The organism is Acinetobacter sp. ACNIH2, from assembly GCF_002934965.1.
GTDB classification, from domain to species: domain Bacteria; phylum Pseudomonadota; class Gammaproteobacteria; order Pseudomonadales; family Moraxellaceae; genus Acinetobacter; species Acinetobacter tandoii.
Map to the genome: position 1 here is coordinate 1,572,629 of NZ_CP026412.1, position 19,826 is coordinate 1,592,454.

General features: G+C 42.0%; 18 protein-coding genes and 1 riboswitch. Of the genes, 16 read left to right on the forward strand and 2 right to left on the reverse strand.

The window, feature by feature from the left end:
* Window positions 1-148 precede the first annotated feature (148 nt).
* The 3 genes from C3F34_RS20405 (at window position 149) to C3F34_RS07370 (ending at window position 2,218) form a co-directional block, all read left to right on the forward strand.
* Window positions 149-304, forward strand: a complete 156-nt coding sequence (locus C3F34_RS20405) for a hypothetical protein (protein ID WP_171284958.1) — start codon at window positions 149-151, stop codon at window positions 302-304.
* Window positions 305-513: 209 nt separating this feature from the next.
* Entirely contained in the window at window positions 514-1,281 is a 768-nt protein-coding gene (locus tag C3F34_RS07365) for a helix-turn-helix domain-containing protein (RefSeq protein ID WP_104441334.1), read from the forward strand.
* A 478-nt stretch (window positions 1,282-1,759) separates the two neighbouring features.
* A complete protein-coding gene (locus tag C3F34_RS07370) occupies window positions 1,760-2,218 on the forward strand; it encodes a sterol desaturase family protein (protein ID WP_265735187.1) in 459 nt (152 codons plus the stop codon).
* 227 nt (window positions 2,219-2,445) lie between these two features.
* Here C3F34_RS07370 and C3F34_RS07375 read toward each other — a convergent pair whose 3' ends face one another.
* Window positions 2,446-2,658, reverse strand: a complete 213-nt coding sequence (locus tag C3F34_RS07375; protein WP_044738878.1) for a DUF3565 domain-containing protein — start codon at window positions 2,656-2,658, stop codon at window positions 2,446-2,448.
* 122 nt (window positions 2,659-2,780) lie between these two features.
* Between C3F34_RS07375 and gshB the strand changes: the two genes are divergently transcribed.
* The 8 genes from gshB (at window position 2,781) to lpxC (ending at window position 12,132) form a co-directional block, all read left to right on the forward strand.
* Complete coding sequence (gene gshB, locus C3F34_RS07380; RefSeq protein ID WP_044738879.1) at window positions 2,781-3,728, forward strand: glutathione synthase; 948 nt, start codon at window positions 2,781-2,783, stop codon at window positions 3,726-3,728.
* Window positions 3,729-4,034: 306 nt separating this feature from the next.
* Complete coding sequence (murG, locus tag C3F34_RS07385) at window positions 4,035-5,132, forward strand: undecaprenyldiphospho-muramoylpentapeptide beta-N-acetylglucosaminyltransferase (protein ID WP_044738880.1); 1,098 nt, start codon at window positions 4,035-4,037, stop codon at window positions 5,130-5,132.
* A 12-nt stretch (window positions 5,133-5,144) separates the two neighbouring features.
* Complete coding sequence (gene murC, locus C3F34_RS07390) at window positions 5,145-6,593, forward strand: UDP-N-acetylmuramate--L-alanine ligase (RefSeq protein ID WP_016168843.1); 1,449 nt, start codon at window positions 5,145-5,147, stop codon at window positions 6,591-6,593.
* A 51-nt stretch (window positions 6,594-6,644) separates the two neighbouring features.
* The gene (locus C3F34_RS07395; RefSeq protein ID WP_016168842.1) at window positions 6,645-7,574 is read left to right on the forward strand and encodes a D-alanine--D-alanine ligase; all 930 of its coding nucleotides are present in this window, start codon (window positions 6,645-6,647) and stop codon (window positions 7,572-7,574) included.
* A gap of 3 nt (window positions 7,575-7,577) precedes the next feature.
* Window positions 7,578-8,432, forward strand: a complete 855-nt coding sequence (locus C3F34_RS07400) for a cell division protein FtsQ/DivIB (protein ID WP_044738881.1) — start codon at window positions 7,578-7,580, stop codon at window positions 8,430-8,432.
* A 64-nt stretch (window positions 8,433-8,496) separates the two neighbouring features.
* Window positions 8,497-9,759 (forward strand): cell division protein FtsA, encoded by a 1,263-nt coding sequence (gene ftsA, locus C3F34_RS07405; protein WP_044738882.1) that lies wholly within the window; start codon window positions 8,497-8,499, stop codon window positions 9,757-9,759.
* A 161-nt stretch (window positions 9,760-9,920) separates the two neighbouring features.
* Window positions 9,921-11,105 (forward strand): cell division protein FtsZ, encoded by a 1,185-nt coding sequence (ftsZ, locus tag C3F34_RS07410; RefSeq protein WP_016168839.1) that lies wholly within the window; start codon window positions 9,921-9,923, stop codon window positions 11,103-11,105.
* 124 nt (window positions 11,106-11,229) lie between these two features.
* Window positions 11,230-12,132 carry a UDP-3-O-acyl-N-acetylglucosamine deacetylase gene (gene lpxC, locus C3F34_RS07415; protein ID WP_104441335.1) on the forward strand — a complete coding sequence of 301 codons (903 nt, stop codon included), beginning with the start codon at window positions 11,230-11,232 and terminating at the stop codon, window positions 12,130-12,132.
* A 97-nt stretch (window positions 12,133-12,229) separates the two neighbouring features.
* Here lpxC and C3F34_RS07420 read toward each other — a convergent pair whose 3' ends face one another.
* Window positions 12,230-12,670, reverse strand: coding sequence for a hypothetical protein (locus C3F34_RS07420; protein ID WP_016168837.1), 441 nt, complete (start codon window positions 12,668-12,670; stop codon window positions 12,230-12,232).
* Window positions 12,671-12,777: 107 nt separating this feature from the next.
* Here C3F34_RS07420 and C3F34_RS07425 point away from each other — a divergent pair, with 107 nt between their 5' ends.
* The 5 genes from C3F34_RS07425 to C3F34_RS07445 all read left to right on the forward strand — a co-directional run bounded on the left by C3F34_RS07425 (window position 12,778) and on the right by C3F34_RS07445 (window position 19,819).
* Complete coding sequence (locus C3F34_RS07425) at window positions 12,778-13,467, forward strand: M23 family metallopeptidase (RefSeq protein WP_016168836.1); 690 nt, start codon at window positions 12,778-12,780, stop codon at window positions 13,465-13,467.
* A 330-nt stretch (window positions 13,468-13,797) separates the two neighbouring features.
* Window positions 13,798-16,512, forward strand: coding sequence for a pyruvate dehydrogenase (acetyl-transferring), homodimeric type (gene aceE / locus C3F34_RS07430; RefSeq protein ID WP_016168835.1), 2,715 nt, complete (start codon window positions 13,798-13,800; stop codon window positions 16,510-16,512).
* 2 nt (window positions 16,513-16,514) lie between these two features.
* Window positions 16,515-18,482, forward strand: coding sequence for a 2-oxo acid dehydrogenase subunit E2 (locus C3F34_RS07435; RefSeq protein ID WP_104441336.1), 1,968 nt, complete (start codon window positions 16,515-16,517; stop codon window positions 18,480-18,482).
* Window positions 18,483-18,646: 164 nt separating this feature from the next.
* On the forward strand, window positions 18,647-18,940 hold the full coding sequence (locus C3F34_RS07440; protein ID WP_104442311.1) for a hypothetical protein: 294 nt from the start codon (window positions 18,647-18,649) through the stop codon (window positions 18,938-18,940).
* A gap of 76 nt (window positions 18,941-19,016) precedes the next feature.
* Window positions 19,017-19,158, forward strand: a riboswitch (yybP-ykoY riboswitch).
* Window positions 19,159-19,243: 85 nt separating this feature from the next.
* Complete coding sequence (locus C3F34_RS07445) at window positions 19,244-19,819, forward strand: TMEM165/GDT1 family protein (protein WP_016168832.1); 576 nt, start codon at window positions 19,244-19,246, stop codon at window positions 19,817-19,819.
* The last annotated feature ends 7 nt before the right edge of the window (window positions 19,820-19,826 follow it).

The following is a 19,826-nucleotide window of genomic DNA, read 5'->3' on the forward strand; positions in this document are numbered from 1 at the left end:
TCTCCTGTCTTAGTTTCAAATGAAAAAGACACCTGATTAGGTGTCTTTTTCATTCCATTTAACATAATGGCGCTTATCCAACAGTTAGATAGTTTTATTGCTTATCTGAAAGAGAATCCAAACTATCTACAAAAGGGAATGGCCAAGAATGAAAAACTCGGGAGATGCAGAACGTATTCGAGCAGCTTTTAAGGCAACTAGAGGGATTGTAAAGTATGAGTTTGAACAGTATGTGATTGAACGGGTTGCTTCAGGAGAATCGGGTTTTGAGGAGAAAGAGGCTGTTTTAATGGTGAAGTGGTGAGCTATGAAATCCTTAGAGAATAAGGGTTCATAGCTTCGTATAAGGCGTGATATGGTAATTTTAGAAAACCTTAAATTAAAAGAAATCAAGTTCTTACTTTTGAGGTTTCTTAAATTTTATATATTCCATCTCAATACTTAATATAACTGAAGTATTTAAATATCGGTATAAAGCATTCAATTTTAGCGTTAATCTTGTAAAATATAAATATGATAAAAAAAGAGCAGCTATCACATTGGCAAGGTCAGATGGCTATTGGTTTGGGTTACGGTTATTTTTGTGGACAAGCAGGAGATAACAGACCACATCGACATCTTGCGCATCAGATCACTTTTCCCCTCGATCCAGTACAATCTATGCAGATTATTGAATCCGAGCAGTTATATACGGGTATGGGTTTTTTCATTCCAGCAAATACTGTTCATCAGTTACAGAAAGGCAAGTATTGCTCGATTTATTTGGATGGAACTTATTATTTAGGGCAGGCTATACATCAATTTTTTGCCTCAACATCTCAGATACAAATACTGCCGACAACGCTTCTGGAGCAATTGCGGCTTTATTTTTTGCATACTAATAATATTACCAAAGCCTTTGCTCAATTACAGTGCTATTTTGATTGTATGGTAGCTAGTGAACGTGCTCAATTAATGACTGGCTATATCTATCAACATCTATTATATAATTCTGTTCCTTCACGTCAGGAGCTGGCAGCGTTACATCACTTATCTGAAAGTCGTCTAACACATTGGTTCAATTCCCATTTTGATATTTCATTACGTAGTTATCGCAAGTGGTTACGCTTGATTATTGCACTTAAAAATCTACATGAAGAAAATAATTTAACTGCAGCAGCGCATCAGAGTGGCTTTACCGATCAAGCACATTTTTCTAGAACCTGTATGCAAATGTTTGGCATACAACCTTCGGCAATCAAAAACATCCAAAACAAGATGATCCTGTTGCCTGAATCTTAAGTAAATTCACTTTTTAAATAAAATATAGCCGTTTTATTCAATTTAAACATCAAACAATCCTGCATGGTAGTGATCAATCTAAATCGAGGACATCATCATGCTAAAGTATAGTCATTTTTTAATACGTTATTTGAGTTATCCGATTTTATCTGTTACAGCCTTAACAATAGTATTATTGATGGCTTATCAAAAAATACCCTATTGGCCGTCCGCACTAGTATGCATTGTATCCATTAGCGCTATGGTTGCAATGTTAGAGCACTTTTTGCCATATCAGCAAAAATGGTTACATGATCAAGAGGATACATTCACTGACATTTTTCATGCGATTTTTAATGTAGCACTTATTCTAATAACCGCAACAATTTTACAATTTATCCTGAAATTCGAGTTTTCTTCTAAATTATGGCCTATTCAATGGCCAATATGGGTACAATTTTTACTGGTGGGGATAATTATTGATTTTGGTTTATGGTATATGCATAAACTGAGTCATCGTCGGCGCTGGTTGTGGAAATTACATGCCATTCATCATCAACCTAAACGCTTATATTGGTTAAATGGTGAAAAACGTCATCCATTAAGTGCGATTGCACTAGCAACACCTAGTTTATTGGTATTAACGATATTAGGGGCACCAACCTTGCTGATAGGTTGTTGGCTAACCTTTACTGCGGTACATTTAAGTTTTCAACACGCCAACTTAGACTATCGGGCAGGGCCATTAAAACATGTATTTGCTGTTGCTGAAGTACATCGTTGGCATCATAAACAGGGCTTTGGCAGTAAAAATTTTGCCGAGGTTTTTGTGATTTGGGATCATATTTTTGGCACTTTTCACTATGAAGAAAAAGCAGTTTCTGCAGATAGTTTGGGCATTCGTACCCCTATATCGAATCGATATTTCAAGCAGTTGTTGTGGCCATTTAAAAAATAGCTGTAATCATAGTCCTTGGACTATGAAATGGTCTAATTAAATCATCAATAACTTTAGAATTATTAGGTATTGATGATTTAAATTTTCATGGATAGAAGTTGAAGTAACTAAACGACAAACTGAAGGGGTAGTGAGAAATCACAGCAAATGCCAATTGGTATATGACTTTTAATTTTAAAAAGTACCGTGCTGAGCTATCTAGAGTTTAGCCTTATTTAATAGTTCATTTAACATAATGGCGAATCTACGAAATCTTTCTCATCACATTTCTTACATTCTAGCATCATGCCTAATTTCTCTTTCCGTCCTTGTTTAGTCATCACCCAGGGACGATTTTGCCAAGGGGGAGTGTGGCGAACATGTTGAGTATGTCCGCAGGCTAAATCTGCCACCCAATGCTGCTCATCATCTAAATGAAAACCAATAATGGCTTGTTGCATAGCGGAAACCTGAATGAAGTTATACAAAATTATCCATAAGCGAAAATTGAAATTCAGAAATAGAACCGAATAATCTCCGTTATACTCCTAGCTGATTATATCTTTAAACAAGAGTTTTGATTATGCGCGTACTTGTTGTGATGGACCCCATTGAAAGTGTCAATTTGAAAAAAGACTCAACTATGGCCATGTTATGGGCGGCAAGCCGTCGCGGGCATGAACTGGGTTATGCATTACAACAGGATTTATATATCGAGCAGGGTAAAGCGTTTGGTTTAATTGCACCGTTACAGGTATTTGAAGATTACAATCACTATTATGAATTGGGTGAAAAAAAGAAAGAATCCATCGCGGCGTATGACGTGGTGTTGATGCGTAAAGACCCGCCATTTGATATGAACTTTGTCTATACCACCTATATTTTAGAGCAAGCAGAACGCGAAGGGGCGTGGATTATTAACAAACCACAAAGCCTGCGTGACTGTAATGAAAAACTGTTTGCCACCCAGTTCCCTGAGTTGCAAGTCCCGACTTTAGTCACTTCACAGCAAGGTTTAATTCGTGAATTTATCAAAGAACAAGGTGATGTGATTGTAAAACCACTTGATGGTATGGGCGGCATGGGAATTTTCCGTCTTTATCAAGATGGTGTGAATATTGGCTCAACCATTGAAATTTTAACCAACCATGGTACTCAGCCGATAATGGCACAGCGTTATATTCCTGAAATTGTCGAAGGCGATAAGCGTATTTTAATGATCAATGGCGAGCCTGTACCGTATTGCTTGGCGCGAATTCCGCAAAATGGTGAAGTACGCGGCAACTTGGCTGCGGGCGGCTTGGGTGAAGCCCGTCCGCTGACTGAAAATGACCGTAGCATTGCAGAAAAAGTAGGGCCTTTCTTACGTGAGAAAGGACTGATTTTTGTCGGTCTAGATGTGATTGGCAATTACGTGACTGAAATTAATGTCACTAGCCCAACGTGTATTCGTGAAATTGACAACCAGTTTGGTACTCAAATTGCGGATGATTTATTTGCTGTATTAGAGGCGGGCCGCCCAAGCGTTTAAGTAAATTTGAATATACTCAATGCCTCGATCACATGCGTGTGGTTGAGGATTGTGCAGTACGCTAGAGGCCCAAAATTAAGCAAAAGATCTTTCCAAAACTACAAGCGATTTGCGGTTTTTAACAAAGATAGCGGTTTTTTATACTAGATTAATAATAAAACTTGTTTAAACTTACAAAACTGAAGAAAAAAACAATGAAACGCTGGGTGAAACAAAGTAAATAAACTTTCGCGCCTCTGCGTTTGTGATTACAATTGTTAACTTAAATGAATTTTTACCTATTTTTTTGAACTGAAGAATTAAACCGTGACTGATGTACAGCAAACAAAGCCCAAACGCGTAATGATGATGGCCGCTGGTACTGGTGGACATGTTTTTCCAGCACTTGCCGTTGCAAAACAATTGCAACAACAAGGAACACAAGTGTCTTGGTTGGCAACACCTACAGGCATGGAAAACCGCTTATTAAAAAATCAAAATATTCCAATTTATCAAATTGATATTCAAGGCGTACGTGGTAATGGTGTGGTACGCAAATTATTGGCACCTTTTAAAATTTTAAAAGCAACCTTAAGCGCTATGCGCTATATGAAACAGTTGAATATTGACGCTGTTGCTGGTTTTGGTGGTTACGTGGCTGGGCCCGGCGGTTTGGCTGCACGCGTTTTAGGCATTCCTGTGCTTATTCATGAGCAAAATGCTATCGCGGGATTTACCAATACCCAATTGTCACGTGTTGCGACCACGGTGTGTCAGGCTTTTCCGCAAACCTTTGCAGAGCAATCTAAAATTGTCACCACAGGCAATCCTGTGCGTAAAGAAATTACCGAAATTTTAAATCCGTCTTGGCGTTATCAAGAGCGTGAAAAAGCCCATCAACCACTTCGCATTTTAATTGTCGGTGGTTCTTTGGGGGCGAAAGCACTAAATGAATGTGTACCCGAAGCTTTAAAGCAATTAAATGTGCCACTTCGTGTCTACCATCAATGTGGTCAAAACCATGCTGAATCGACACAGGCACAATATGCCAATGCGCCTACGAGTTTAGAAGTCGAAGTCCACCCGTTTATTGAAGATATGGCTCAAGCCTATTCAGATGCAGATCTCATTATCTGTCGTGCGGGTGCGTTAACGGTGACAGAAATTGCTACAGCAGGAGTCGCGGCTATATTTGTACCGTTACCAAGTGCTGTGGATGATCACCAAACGGCGAATGCCAAGTTTTTAGCGAATATTGGAGCTGCAAAAATTTGTCCGCAAGCCCATATGACGCCTGAAAGTTTAAAAGAATTGTTAGTGCCGTTAATGAATCGTTCATTATTGTCTGAAATGGCAGTCAAAGCGCGTCAACAGGCTCAACCCGATGCAACTCAACATGTCGTTGAGCTAATTCAAGAATTGTGATTAGAGTAAGCTATGTCTCCATCTACACCTGCTGATCAAGCAAAAAAGTTAATTAAAATCCCTGAAATGCGTCGTATTAAGCATATCCATTTCGTGGGTATTGGTGGTGCTGGGATGTGCGGCATTGCTGAAGTGTTGAAAAACCAAGGCTATAAAGTTTCTGGTTCAGATATCAAGGCGTCGAAAACCACCGTACAGCTTGAAGAAAACGGCATTAAAGTCTATATCGGGCATGCTGCGGAAAATATTCAAGGCGCTAATGTTTTGGTAGTTTCAACGGCGATTGACCCAGAGAACCCTGAAATTAAGGCAGCCATTGAACATCGTACACCTGTGGTTCGCCGTGCAGAAATGCTGGGTGAATTAATGCGCTACCGTCATGGGATTGCTGTTGCAGGAACTCATGGTAAAACCACAACCACTAGTCTTGTCACTTGTATGTTGGCTGAAGAAAACCTCGATCCAACGTATGTGATTGGTGGTTTATTAAATCGTACTGGTGTTAATGCGGCATTGGGTGCAAGTCGTTTTATTGTGGCTGAAGCGGACGAGTCAGATGCATCTTTCCTGCATTTACAGCCTATGGCAACCATTGTGACCAACATCGATGCGGATCATATGGATACCTATGGTGGCAGCTTTGATGTACTCAAAGACACTTTTGTCCAGTTTTTACAAAAAATGCCGTTTTACGGTTTGGCAGTGGTGTGCGGTGATGATGCCAACATCCGTGAAATTATGCCACGTATTGGTCGTCCATTGGTGACCTACGGATTTAATGAAGACAATGACATCCGCGCAGTAGACGTAGTACAAGAAGGCATGCAGTCACACTTTACCGTATTGCGTAAAGATCGTGAGCCTTTGCGTCTAACGATTAATTTGCCTGGTTTGCATAATATTTTAAATGCACTGGCTGCGATTGGTATTGCCACAGATGAAGGGGTGTCTGATGCTGCGATTGCGCGTGCATTAGAAGGTTTCAGCGGTGTGGGGCGTCGTTTCCAAGTTCAGGGTGAGTTTGAGTTGGGCGAAGGCAACGTAAAATTGGTGGATGACTATGGCCATCACCCGAAAGAAGTAGAAGCCACCATTAAAGCAGCACGTGCTAGCCATCCAGACCGTCGTTTGGTCATGTTGTTCCAGCCGCACCGTTTTAGTCGTACCCGCGATTGTTTTGATGATTTTGTTGATGTGTTGTCACAAGTGGATCAATTGTTGTTATTGGAAGTTTATCCTGCTGGGGAAAAACCAATTGTAGGTGCGGACAGTCGTGCATTAGCGCGTAGTATTCGTTTACGTGGTGAAGTTGAGCCTATCTTGATTGATCCCGTAGAAGGAAACTTGCCAAACGTAATGCGTAAAGTGTTACAAGCGAATGACTTGTTATTAACACAAGGCGCAGGTAATGTGGGAGCTATCTCGGTTGAGCTGGCACAGCATCAATTATATGTAGATTAATTGCCGTTTTCGGTTTCAATTAAAAAGTTATAACAGTTTAAGGATAAAAACGTGTCAAATGCTTCAAAGTTCGGCAAAGTTGCCGTGTTGCTTGGTGGTAAATCAGCTGAGCGTGAGGTTTCTCTCGATAGTGGTCAGGCTGTACTTGAAGCATTGATTCGTTCTGGGGTAAATGCCGAGGCATTTGATCCTCAGAATCGTAGCGTGACAGAATTGGTCAATTATGATCGTGCCTTTATTGTATTGCATGGTCGTGGTGGTGAAGATGGTCAGATCCAAGGTGTATTAGAGTGGTTAAACATTCCTTATACAGGAACTGGTGTTCAAGGTTCTGCTATTGGTATGGACAAAGTTAAAACCAAGCAAATTTGGCAAGGTTCAGACTTACCAACTGCACCGTACCGTATTATTGATAAAGACAGTGATTTAGCCGAAGTTGTAGAAAGCCTAGGTTTGCCACTCATTATTAAGCCTGTACACGAAGGTTCTAGTGTAGGCATGAGCAAGGTTGAAAAGGCTGAAGATTTGGCTGCGGCAATTGCTAAAGCCACTCAGCATGATGCTGTGGTCATGGCTGAAAAATGGATTACAGGACGTGAATTCACGATTTCATTCTTGAATGGTCAACCGTTACCTGTGATTCGTTTACAACCACCTGCGGATGTTGCGTTCTACGATTATGAAGCGAAATATCAACGTAATGATGTGCAATATGGTATTCCGTGCGGTTTAACGGAAGCTGAAGAACAACGTCTACAAGCCTTATGTTTACGCGCATTTCAAGCGGTTGGGGCAAGTGGTTGGGGACGTATTGATGCCATGCAGGACGAACAAGGCAACTTCTGGTTACTTGAAGTGAATACAGTACCAGGTATGACCAGTCACTCATTGGTGCCAAAAGCTGCCAATGCTGTAGGCTATAGTTTTGATGCGTTATGTGTTGCAATTTTAGAACAAACACTTACAGGTGTAGCACACTAAGTTATGGCTCAACTTCCAGCATCGATGCGCCGCAAACGCGCCGCAATTACCTCGATTCATGACAAACCACCCACGCGAAAAGAACAGCTGACTAACGTGGGTGGCTGGCTGCTCTTGGTTATTGCTTTTGTGGTCTTGGCTGCTGGAATATTTGGCTTATACAAGGTCATGACAGATGCACGTGTAGCAGATTTGGATGTGGTTGGAACACGTTCCGATGCTGAGCATCGTCAAGTGATGTTGCACGTGGCGCCAACTTTACAAAATAATTATTTTACTTCTGATTTAGAGCAAATCCGTGACCGTGCTTTAGAGTTGTCATGGGTAGATCGTGTTGTGGTTTCTCGTGCATGGCCGAATGCGATTCGCGTCCGTGTAATGCCTCGTCATGCGATTGCCCGTTGGGGAACTGGGCGTTTGCTAAGCGATAGCGGTGATGTTTTTGCTGAAGTGACACCCAAAAATTATCAACAATTGCCATTGCTTCATGGGCCGATCAGCCAATCCAAAACCATGATGCGTCGCTATAATGAAATTAACCAATTATTCCTTCCAGTCAACCTTCGGCTAAAAGAATTATATTTAACGGAGCGTATGACTTGGTTTATGCAGTTTGATTCTGGATTACGTGTTATTGTTGATCAAGATCAAACTATGAGTAAGCTACAACGTTTGAGTCATCTCGCACAAAGTGATTTGAAACCAGTATGGCCACAAATCTCTGCAATCGATTTACGCTATAGGAATGGCCTAGCAATTCAATGGAAAAGCACAGTCCCACCCAAAATTGTAAATGGTCACTTTGTTGTAACGATTAATGACACAGGCATTGCGGATGGGATAAGTGCAAAGCCATAATGATTGGCTTTATAAATAGAGGCGTAAAGCCATAAATTAAACAAACATGTAATGGTAGTAAATAATGAGTGAAGCTGTTCCCTCAGTTGTTGCGATTGACATTGGGACACATAAAGTTTCAGTTTTGATTGGTAAGGTGCATGCCCCAGACAAGATACAAGTCATTGGGATGGCGACTGCACGTAATCGCGGTATGAACAAAGGCAAAATCGTGAGCTTGGACAAAGTCATCACGGCGATAAAAAATGCCGTTCAGGAAGCGGAAGATATGGCTGAGTGCCGTGTGCATTCAGCTTGGGTTTCTATTCCAAGTGCAGAATTAAAAAGTTTTTATGCTTCGGGGCGTACCCCAATTGAAAATGCTGAACATAGTATTAGCACCAATGAAGTCGTGAGAGCCTTAGAGTTGGCCAAAGCCAGCCATGTCACTTCAGATCATTATTTGGTAAGTGCAGTTCCGCTAGGTTTTGAATTGGATGATTCTCCAGAATGGGTACAGAATCCAATTCGGATGTCCGCGCACACGATGAAAGGGCATTATCAGTTGATGATGTTACCGATCAGTACCATGCAGAATTTGGATCGCGCCATGAAAGGTGCAAACATCACCGTAGAGAAAATGGTGGTGTCTTGTTTGGCCACAGCAGAAGCCAGTTTGCTGAAAGACGAAAAAGAATATGGGGTTTGTTTGCTCGACATGGGCGCTGGAACCACCAATCTTGCTGTCTATTTAGATGGGCGTCTGGCGATGGCGGAAACGTTGCAGCGTGGCGGTGAACATGTGACACGTGATATTGCTGCCGTTTTGCAGACCACGACAGAAGAAGCAGAAAGAATTAAGTTGCTTTATGGTTGTGTCGATTTAAAAGTGGTCAAACCTGACCATATGATTCAAATTCAAGGGATTGATGGTCCGCAAACCATTAGCCGAATTGAATTGTCTGACATCATGATTGCACGCTATGAAGAAATTTTAACCCAAGTTCGAGAAGCACTTGAGCGTAGTGGCGCTATTCATGGGTTATATCATGGTGTTGTTTTGACGGGTGATGCTTGCCAAATTGAAGGCATGGTCAGCTTGGTGCGTCGCATGTTGGGTATTTCAGCGCATTTGGGCAATCCACCTGTACAAGTTTATGCCGATGAGCCTTATTTGGCATCATTACGCCGTTCCCAATATGCAACGGCGGCGGGCTTATTGATGTTCAGTCAAGGGGATCCACAAGAGACCTTGGTAGAAAGTGTAGATACTGAAACACTTTCGTTCTGGCAACGTGCTGGACGAGCATGGTCAGGGCTAAATGACAAGTTGAAGTCTATTTTTTAGTGGTATTTTTAAGGAATATTGTTTGGAAGTTGTACGTTAGGCGGTCAAGACTTGACAACCTAGACATTGAACAGCATTCTAAAACCAATTTTATTTATGCAGATCAAGGCAGTATACGGGCTTAAGTGACTGCCAATTACGAATTAGGAAATTTAAAGGTCATGGCCTCATTTGAATTTTTAGAAGATGATCAGAACGATAGCAACGGTCAAGCCCGTTTCACTGTATTTGGTGTAGGTGGTGCAGGCGGTAATGCCGTTCAACACATGTTGGAATCGGATATTCAAGGTGTAAAATTTGTTTGTGCCAATACGGACAAGCAAGCATTAGACCGTATGAATGCGCAATTTAAAATCCAGTTAGGCGAACAAAGTACCCGTGGTTTAGGTGCAGGTGCCAATCCTCAAGTGGGTCAAACGGCGGCCGAAGAAAGTCGTGAGTTGATCCGCCAGCATTTAGAAGGCACCGACATGGTGTTTGTGACTGCGGGTATGGGTGGTGGTACAGGTACAGGGGCTGCACCAGTCGTTGCAGAAATTGCCAAAGAAATGGGTATTTTAACTGTAGGTGTAGTGACCACGCCGTTTAATTTTGAAGGGAAACGTCGTCAACAGTCTGCTGAAAAAGGCATTGAGGCTTTAGAAGCGCACGTAGACTCACTTATTATTATTCCAAACCAGCGTTTGCTCAAAGTATTCCGCGATATCTCGATGAAAGATGCTTATAAAAAGGCAGATGATGTATTGTTGAATGCGGTACGCAGTATCTTTGATTTGGTGGTTCGCCCTGGTCACATTAACCTTGACTTTGCCGACTTGAAAACAGCAATGAGTACTCGTGGTTATGCCATGATGGGTGCAGGCTCAGGTCGTGGTGAACATCGTGCGCGTCAAGCCGCAGAACAGGCGATTCGTAGCCCGTTATTAGATAACGTAACGATTATGAATGCGAAGGGTATTTTGATTAACGTCACTGGTGGTGATGATGTCACCTTTGGTGAAATTGAAGAAATCACGGATGTCGTGAACCAAATTGTGGACTTGGATGAAGGTCAAGTCTTCTACGGTACGGTCTTTGACCCTGATGCACGTGATGAAATTAGCGTGACTGTGATTGCAACAGGTTTAACCCGCAATTCAGCAGATGCGATTGAACCTGTGAAGCGTCCAAATACGCAGGTTTCACGTTCTGCAACGACCCATGCTGTGGTTGAGGAAGATGATGTTCCTGCGATTCAACGTCAGCAGGCTGATGCTCCAGCAATTAATGCGGCTTCATCTGCTGGTGCATCACGCCCAACACCAATGAGTATTCAAGATTATTTGAAAAATCAGCAACGTAAGTAATTATTTTTCAATAACTTGCTTTTGAAATACTATAAAAGGTAGCGTTATCGCTACCTTTTTGTTTTTTATCAATGGCTAAATATGCTAACGTATAGCGGATTTATGGGCAGATGATAGAAAGAGCATGTTGAAACAGCGTACCCTGCAACGTGTCGTGAAAGCGAGCGGTATTGGTCTTCATAGTGGGCAAAAGGTATTAATGAACTTTGTGCCGCACCATGTGGATGGGGGTATTGTATTTCGCCGTATTGATTTGGATCCACCTGTGGACATTCAAGCCGATGCAATGCTGATTCAAGAAGCCTTTATGTGCTCTAATTTGGTTCAGGAAGATGCCAAAGTAGGCACCATTGAACATGTGATGAGTGCGATCGCAGGTTTGGGTATTGATAATTTAATTATCGAAGTCTCGGCTTCAGAAGTGCCAATTATGGATGGCAGTGCTGGTCCATTTATCTATCTGTTAATGCAAGGTGGATTGGTCGAGCAAAATGCAGCCAAAAAATTTATTCGAATCTTAAAACCTGTTGAAGCATTAATTGATGATAAGCGTGCAATTTTCACGCCGCATTCAGGTTTTCAACTGAATTTCACCATCGATTTTGACCACCCCGCATTTAAAAAAGAATATCAGTCAGCCACCATCGATTTTTCAACTGAAACTTTTGTCTACGAAGTTAGTGAAGCACGTACATTTGGCTTCATGAAGGACTTAGATTATTTAAAAGCCAACAATTTGGCTTTAGGGGCAAGTTTAGAGAATGCCATTGGTGTAGATGATACTGGCGTGGTCAATGAAGAAGGTTTGCGCTTCTCAGATGAATTTGTTCGTCACAAAATATTGGATGCTGTAGGTGATTTATATTTATTAGGACATCAAATTATTGCGAAATTTGATGGATATAAGTCAGGTCATGCTCTCAATAACCAATTGTTACGCAATGTTCAAAGTGATCCAAGTAGCTACGAAATTGTAACATTTGATGACATAGATCAATGTCCAATCCCTTATGTAAGTGTGACATAAGTCATTGTCTTATATGGGCTACGTTATAATATAACAAATTGAAATGTGAATTAAGTCACGTTCGTTGGCTGAGGCATTTTCCAAACCCAGCCCTAGGTTACTTTTTATTGCTTGCCAAACGTAGCATTGCTTGGCTAAGCTTAGGGTCGCTCACAAAGTCAGCAGCCCCTTTTAATAAATCTTGGGTTTCTGGGCTAAGAGATCGGGAAGATGATTCAGTTGTCTGTGTAGTTTTTGAGGATACTCTTAAACGAACCTGTATTTTTTGTAAGTCTTTCAGTTCTTCTAGTTGAGCCAATTGAACAATATAGTGCTTTTGTAAGTAACCAAGTTGACTCACCATCGCTTGATTTTCACCCGTTACGGTTAAAACACCATATTGATAACAAGCAACCTGCCATTGCTCTGGTTGAGGCAATAACGGTTGAATGAGTTTGCTAAGTTTCTGCCATGCAGCAACTTGGGTTGAGAGAAACGACAAGTTTCCTGTTTTTATGCGTTTTCTTGTTTGTTGAAAGAGATTCTCTGGTTCAGACATACATATTACCTTCATATTTGTGTCTTAATCTTATGCGCTCCTTTCAGTAGATATCAAGGAAGAGATCACGCAAGGAACTTTTGTAAGAACAGTTTAAAGAGGTTTTCATGCACACAAGACGTATTTTATTGGCATTTTCTTTGGCAGCTTCGGCCGCATCGGTGGCTTTCGCTGATTTAGTTCAATTAAATTCTAACACCACTGCTTCACCAGATCGTATAGAGCAACTGACTCAAACTTTAGCACAAGGTTCGTATGCTGAACCTGAAGATATTGATCTTCCTGCAAGTACCGAGTTATCAGTCAGATTGCGTGAAAAAACAGTTGAGCTAAATAACGAATCGATTGCTAAAAAATATGCCACTAAAACTTCGTATTCTGCATCTTCGAATAGTCCTTATTCATGGTTAGTCTCTCATCCATTACCAGACATGAAACGCATCAGCTCGGACTTTGGTGGTCGTACTATGGGTGGTCGTGCTGAACATCACTCTGGTTTAGATTTGTCAGCACCAAGTGGTACGCCAATTTATGCGACAGGACCAGGTGTTGTAACCAAATCGGGTTGGGGTTCTGGTTATGGTCAATATGTTGAAATTAACCATGGCAATGGTTATATCACACGTTATGCACATGCTTCACGTTTAATTGCACGTGTTGGTGATCGAGTAAATGCGGGTGAACATATTGCCAATGTGGGTTGTACAGGCCGTTGTACGGGACCACATTTGCATTATGAAGTTGTAAAAGATGGTCAGCGTAAAAATCCATCAACTTATTTAGCCATGTTGCCATAATTACATCTCGTTATTAAAGCTTCAAATCCTTCTAAAGGCAGTGTATTGGGTCCTACCTCTTTCCCATACACTGCCTTTTTATTGTTTCCAATATTTGCACCAAAGTAGTGACGTTTTCTGTATCTTTTTTCATGTTATCAGGCAGAAGAGTTTTGTTTGTATAAAAAAACATCATTATTGGCGATTTTTTGTTAATTTGAGTGTTAAATCGTCATTAATTATTTATTTTATAAATAGTGGTACCTGCCCGTATTCAGCTACAGCGATAACTTCTAATACCAAAGTATGGTACATATACATAATAGATTAAGCTTAAGGAATAGGTGGATTATGGCGTTTTATGGCGATACAGATGCGCAAGAAACCCAAGAATGGCAAGATGCTTTCGATTCGGTTCTAAAACACATGGGAACAGAGCGTGCTGCATTTTTATTAGAAAAATTATATCAACGTGCAATCGCGAAACATGTTCCTATTCAGCGCTTAAACACTCCTTATTTAAATACGGTTTCTGTTGAAGAACAACCAGCAATGCCAGGCGACCAAGATATGGAACGCCGTATTCGTGCATTGATTCGTTGGAATGCTTTGGCAATGGTACTTCGTGCCAATAAAACAGGTGATGACCTAGGTGGTCACTTGGCGAGTTTTGCATCTTCAGCAACTTTATACGATGTTGGTTTTAACCACTTCTTCCGCGCAAACAGCAATAACTTTGGCGGGGATATGATTTATTACCAAGGTCACTGTGCGCCTGGTATTTATGCACGTTCTTTCTTGGAAGGACGTTTAACTGAAGAACAGTTAAGTAATTTCCGCCGTGAAGTGGGCGGTAATGGTTTACCAAGCTATCCACATCCATACTTAATGCCGGACTATTGGCAATTCCCAACGGTATCAATGGGTCTTGGTCCAATCATGTCGATTTATCAAGCACACATTCAAAAATATTTGATGAACCGTGGCTTGATCAAAGAAGAAGATCGTAAAGTTTGGGCTTATCTGGGCGATGGTGAGATGGATGAGCCAGAAAGTACTGGTGCAATTTCACTAGCTGGCCGTGAAAAACTTGATAACCTCATTTGGGTTGTTAACTGTAACTTACAGCGTCTAGATGGTCCTGTACGTGGTAACGGTAAAATTATTCAAGAATTAGAATCTTTATTCCGTGGTGCAGGCTGGCGTGTCATTAAAGTAGTATGGGGTCGTCATTGGGATCCGCTACTTGCAAAAGACAGCACAGGCGCTTTAAAAGCAGTAATGGAAGAAACCGTTGATGGTGAATACCAACGCTATCAAGTGAAAGGTGGTGCATACACGCGTGAGAAATTCTTTGGCAAGTACCCAGAAGCTGCGGAACTTGTAAAAGATTTAAGCGATGAAGACATCGATAATCTTAACCGTGGTGGTCATGACCCGTACAAAGTTTTTGCAGCTTATGCAGAAGCAATGAAAGCCAAAGGTCAACCAACAGTGATTCTTGCGAAAACTGTTAAAGGTTACGGTTTGTCTGAAGAAATTGAAGCGGTGAACAAAACTCACCAAATCAAAAAAATGCAGATCGACTCTTTGAAATATGTACGTGACCGTTTCAACCTGCCATTTACAGACGATAAATTAGAAGAGCTTCCATTCTACCGCCCAAGTGAAAACTCTCCAGAAATGAAGTATATGAAGGCGCGTCGTGAAGCTTTGGGTGGTTACCTACCTGCACGTCGTAAAGAGAGTGAGCAATTAGCCATACCTGAATTGTCGGTATTTGATGCAGTATTAAAAGGTTCTGCAGGCAAAGAACAATCTACTACCATGGTGATGGTTCGTTTGATTGCTTCTTTACTTAAAGAAAAAGCAATTAAAGACCGCGTAGTACCAATCGTTCCAGATGAAGCACGTACGTTTGGTTTAGAAGGGATGTTCCGTCAGTTGGGTATTTATGCCGCTCACGGTCAAAAGTACACCCCAGAAGACCAAGAACAGTTAATGCATTACCGTGAAGCAAAAGATGGTCACATGCTTCAAGAAGGCATTAACGAAGCGGGTGCGATGAGTGCATGGGCAGCGTTGGCAACGAGTTATTCAACCAACAACTTGCCGATGATTCCAATGTATATGTACTACTCAATGTTTGGTTTCCAACGTATTGGTGACATTGCATGGGCTGCGGGTGATGCACAAGCTCAAGGTTTCTTGTTAGGTGCAACTGCTGGTCGTACAACACTGAACGGTGAAGGCTTACAGCACCAAGATGGTCACTCGCACATCCTTGCGAACACGATTCCAAACTGTGTGTCTTATGATCCATGCTTTGGTTATGAATTAGCAGTGATCGTACATGATGGTTTACAGCGTATGTATGTGAACCAAGAGCGTATTTTCTACTACCTCACCGTAATGAACGAAAACTACGAACACCCAGAAATGCCACAAGGTGTTGAAGAAGGCATTAAGCGTGGGATGTACTTATTCGAACAAGATGAGAAAGCAACAGTTCAATTGCTCGGTTCGGGTGTGATTCTACGTGAAGTGATTAAAGCGGCAAAAATCTTACGTGATGAATACCAAATCCATTCAAACGTTTGGAGTGTAACCAGCTTCAATGAGTTGGCACGTGATGGTATGGCATGTGAAGAATACAACCGCTTACATCCGTTGGCTGAACAAGCGAAAGAAGCGTGGATTTCTCAGTTACTTCGCCCAACTGACGGTATCGTTGTGTCTGCAACGGATCACATGCGCGCTTATAGCGAACAAGTTCGTGCTTACTTACCTGACAACCGTCCATTCGTAGCCTTAGGCACAGATGGTTATGGCCGCTCAGATACACGTGCAAACTTACGTAGCTATTTTGGTGTAGATGCTGCACACATTGTGGTTGCGACCTTGAAAAAACTAGCAGATGAAGGTGAAGTCGATGCGCGCCTAGTCAAAGATGCGATTTCTTCATTTGAGTTAGACACAGACCGTCCAGTGGCATGGGCTCCTCAGGCACACCCTGAAGTTCACGCAGTTGCGGACTACAAAGAACAATCAGGTGAGGAGAACTAAGCATGCAAATCACAACACCTGATATTGGCGTGGACAAAGCCACGGTTGCAGAAATTTTAGTGAAAGTGGGTGACCAGATTGCTGTTGATGACAGTCTAGTTCTCCTTGAGTCAGACAAAGCCTCTGTTGAAGTGCCAAGCACTTCAGCAGGCGTGGTTAAAAGCATCAGTGTTGCAGTGGGCGATGAAGTGTCTGAAGGCGCGGTACTGATTGAGCTTGAATCAGATGCTGCTGCAACTCCTGTCGCAGCAAAAGTGGAAGAAAAAATAGCTGAACCTACTCCAGTTGCCACACCAGAAGTAGTAACTCCTGTTGCAGCGACTCAACCAGCCACAAGTGCTGTAGTTGATGTACAAGTTCCAGACATTGGTGTTGAAAAAGCAGTCGTGGGTGAAATACTGGTCAAAGCTGGCGATACGATTGAAATTGATCAAAGTATTGTGGTGGTTGAATCAGACAAAGCGACAGTTGAAGTACCGAGCACGGTTGCGGGCACAGTTGAAAGTGTTGAAATTCAAGCTGGCGACACCGTGAAAGAAGGTGTTGTACTGTTAAAAGTGAAATCAACATCTGCATCAAGTGCACCAGTTGAAGCTCCTGTTTCTACAGCAGCTCCAGCGGCAGCGCCTGCACCAGTTCAACAAGAAACTGTAGCTGCGACTGCTACTCAATCTGGACCAGTTGATATTAACGTTCCTGATTTGGGCGTAGATAAAGCAGTTGTTGCTGAAATTTTGGTACAAGTTGGTGATAAAGTTGATGTAGACCAGAGCCTTGTTGTGGTTGAGTCAGATAAAGCGACTGTGGAAGTTCCAAGTACTGTTGCGGGCGTTGTGAAAGCGATTCACTTGCAAGCAGGCCAGCAGGTTTCACAAGGTATATTGCTTGCAACAATTGAAGCTGAAGGCCAAGCACCTGCTGCGGCACCAGCGGCAAAAGCAGAAGTAGCTCCAGCTCCACAGGCAGCAGCACCTAAAGCGGCAGCTCCTGCTCCGACTCAGGCTGTATCTGCTCCAGTGTCTGGTAGTGACAAGTTAACCAAAGAGCAAGAAGCCGAAAACGCTAAAGTATATGCAGGTCCTGCTGTGCGTAAGCTTGCTCGTGAACTTGGTGTGATTTTGTCACAAGTTAAAACTTCTGGTGAGCATGGCCGTGTTGTTAAAGAAGATATCTTTGCTTATGTGAAGACTCGTTTAACTGCGCCACAAGCTGCACCAGTTGCTGCGGCTGCACCAGCGGTTTCAGGTTTGCCAAAGCTTCCTGACTTTACTGCGTTTGGTGGCGTGGAAGAAAAAGTACTGACGCGTTTGCAGCAAGTATCAATTCCGCAATTGTCGTTAAACAACTTTATTCCGCAAGTCACCCAGTTCGATTTGGCAGACATTACTGAGTTAGAAGATTGGCGTAATGAGCTGAAAGGTAACTTCAAAAAAGAAGGTATCAGCCTGACAATTATGGCATTCATCATCAAAGCGGTTGCGCATTTGTTGAAAGAAGAGCGTGAGTTCGCAGGTCATTTATCTGATGATGGTAAATCAGTGTTGTTGCGCAATGAAATCCATATGGGAATTGCGGTAGCAACTCCAGATGGTTTAACGGTTCCAGTATTGCGTAATCCAGACCAGAAAACCATTAAGCAAATTGCAGTGGAGTTAGGTGTGATGGGTCAAAAAGCCCGTGACAAAAAACTTTCTCCGAAAGACTTGCAAGGTGCGAATTTCACTATTTCAAGCTTAGGTGCAATTGGTGGTACGGCATTTACCCCGTTGGTGAACTGGCCACAAGTAGCAATTTTAGGTATTTCACCTGCAACGATGCAGCCTGTATGGAATGGTCAAGGTTTTGATCCACGCCTAATGTTGCCGTTGTCCTTGTCTTATGATCACCGTGTAATTAATGGTGCAGATGCGGCACGCTTTACCAATAAGCTCACCAAGTTATTGGGTGATATTCGCAGTTTACTGCTCTAATCCAGTTTAAAACGTTACTTTGAACCCCGCCTCGGCGGGGTTTTTTATTGTGATAGGTTTGGATAAATCGTAAAAATCTGTTGTGAAGTCTCGTGCATTTGCATGATTTGGTTAAAATGCATAAAGATGTCAAAGATAAATTGAATGCAGGGAGTTGCATGCAAATGTTTGCCTTTTTTAAATTTATGCTGCCAGTCTTATTATTGGTTTTAGTGTTGATGGGACTTTGGCTCAGTGTGCTGCATTTTCCATGGCAATGGATCACCTATTTGGTGATGGGGTTGGAAATTTTCACCGCCACGATTGTCTTTTCGATGGAATATCAGGCACAGCATATTGGTGGTGCCAGCGGTTGGGGAAGTTTTGGTTGGTTGGGCTTTAATGTCGGTTTGGCGATGTTCTTGGGATTGTGTCGTGGTGCACTGTGGTTATATCAGCGTTTCGGTTTTTCAGTTTAAACAACCAAGCATGGCAGTGGGAAAACGAAAAACTACAATCAAAGATTTGAAAAATTGGTGGAATTTTATATAATACTCATGATTCATTGGGGAGTAGCCGCTTTTTACGCTATGTAAAAAGGTGATGATCAACATAATTGTTCCACAGAACATGGTCATCATAGCAAAGAACCAAATAAGCTTATCAAACAGCTTTTTTTGTTGGCAAGACCTTTGATTTACCACTCTGCATCAATCTATTTGATTTTGGCTAGCAGGAGGGGTAAGTCATAGGCAAATTTTGCTAGCCAGAGAAAAGATGTTATGCATGAGTTCCTCATTTCGACAGCAATTGTCGCACTCGCTGAAATGGGTGATAAAACCCAACTTCTTGCCTTATTATTGGCTGCACGTTTCCGTAAACCAGTTCCTATTCTGATTGCAATTTTAGCTGCAACGCTGATTAACCATGGCTTATCTGCAGTATTGGGTCAGTGGATTACGACTGTTTTGAGTCCTGAAGTATTAATCTGGGTACTTTCACTTGGCTTTATTGGTATGGCAGCTTGGATGTTAATTCCAGATGAGCTGGATGATGAGACTGATAGTATCAATAAGTGGCAGAGATTTGGCGTATTCGGCGCCACCTTCGTTTTGTTCTTTTTGGCAGAAATTGGCGATAAAACTCAAATTGCCACTGTAGCTTTGGCTGCGCGTTATGACAGCATTTTCTGGGTGATGGCAGGAACTACTGTAGGCATGATGTTGGCAAACGCACCTGCAGTTTTTGTGGGTAATAAGTTGGCAGATAAGCTACCGATCTCATTAATTCATAAAATTGGCGCAGCCATCTTCCTGATTATTGGGGTCTCGACCTTAGTACAGCATTATTTCTTCTAAGTGAGAT

Bases quoted from the DNA above. Each gene is read 5' to 3' on its own strand.
- murC (WP_016168843.1), top strand. From the start codon at position 5,145: ATGTCTCCATCTACACCTGCTGATCAAGCAAAAAAGTTAATTAAAATC.
- ftsZ (WP_016168839.1), top strand. From the start codon at position 9,921: ATGGCCTCATTTGAATTTTTAGAAGATGATCAGAACGATAGCAACGGT.
- C3F34_RS07370 (WP_265735187.1), top strand. From the start codon at position 1,760: ATGCATAAACTGAGTCATCGTCGGCGCTGGTTGTGGAAATTACATGCC.
- C3F34_RS07440 (WP_104442311.1), top strand. From the start codon at position 18,647: ATGTTTGCCTTTTTTAAATTTATGCTGCCAGTCTTATTATTGGTTTTA.
- C3F34_RS07365 (WP_104441334.1), top strand. From the start codon at position 514: ATGATAAAAAAAGAGCAGCTATCACATTGGCAAGGTCAGATGGCTATT.
- ftsA (WP_044738882.1), top strand. From the start codon at position 8,497: ATGAGTGAAGCTGTTCCCTCAGTTGTTGCGATTGACATTGGGACACAT.
- C3F34_RS07435 (WP_104441336.1), top strand. From the start codon at position 16,515: ATGCAAATCACAACACCTGATATTGGCGTGGACAAAGCCACGGTTGCA.
- C3F34_RS20405 (WP_171284958.1), top strand. From the start codon at position 149: ATGAAAAACTCGGGAGATGCAGAACGTATTCGAGCAGCTTTTAAGGCA.
- C3F34_RS07375 (WP_044738878.1), bottom strand. From the start codon at position 2,658: ATGCAACAAGCCATTATTGGTTTTCATTTAGATGATGAGCAGCATTGG.
- gshB (WP_044738879.1), top strand. From the start codon at position 2,781: ATGCGCGTACTTGTTGTGATGGACCCCATTGAAAGTGTCAATTTGAAA.
- C3F34_RS07425 (WP_016168836.1), top strand. From the start codon at position 12,778: ATGCACACAAGACGTATTTTATTGGCATTTTCTTTGGCAGCTTCGGCC.
- C3F34_RS07420 (WP_016168837.1), bottom strand. From the start codon at position 12,670: ATGTCTGAACCAGAGAATCTCTTTCAACAAACAAGAAAACGCATAAAA.
- lpxC (WP_104441335.1), top strand. From the start codon at position 11,230: ATGTTGAAACAGCGTACCCTGCAACGTGTCGTGAAAGCGAGCGGTATT.
- C3F34_RS07400 (WP_044738881.1), top strand. From the start codon at position 7,578: ATGGCTCAACTTCCAGCATCGATGCGCCGCAAACGCGCCGCAATTACC.
- aceE (WP_016168835.1), top strand. From the start codon at position 13,798: ATGGCGTTTTATGGCGATACAGATGCGCAAGAAACCCAAGAATGGCAA.
- C3F34_RS07445 (WP_016168832.1), top strand. From the start codon at position 19,244: ATGCATGAGTTCCTCATTTCGACAGCAATTGTCGCACTCGCTGAAATG.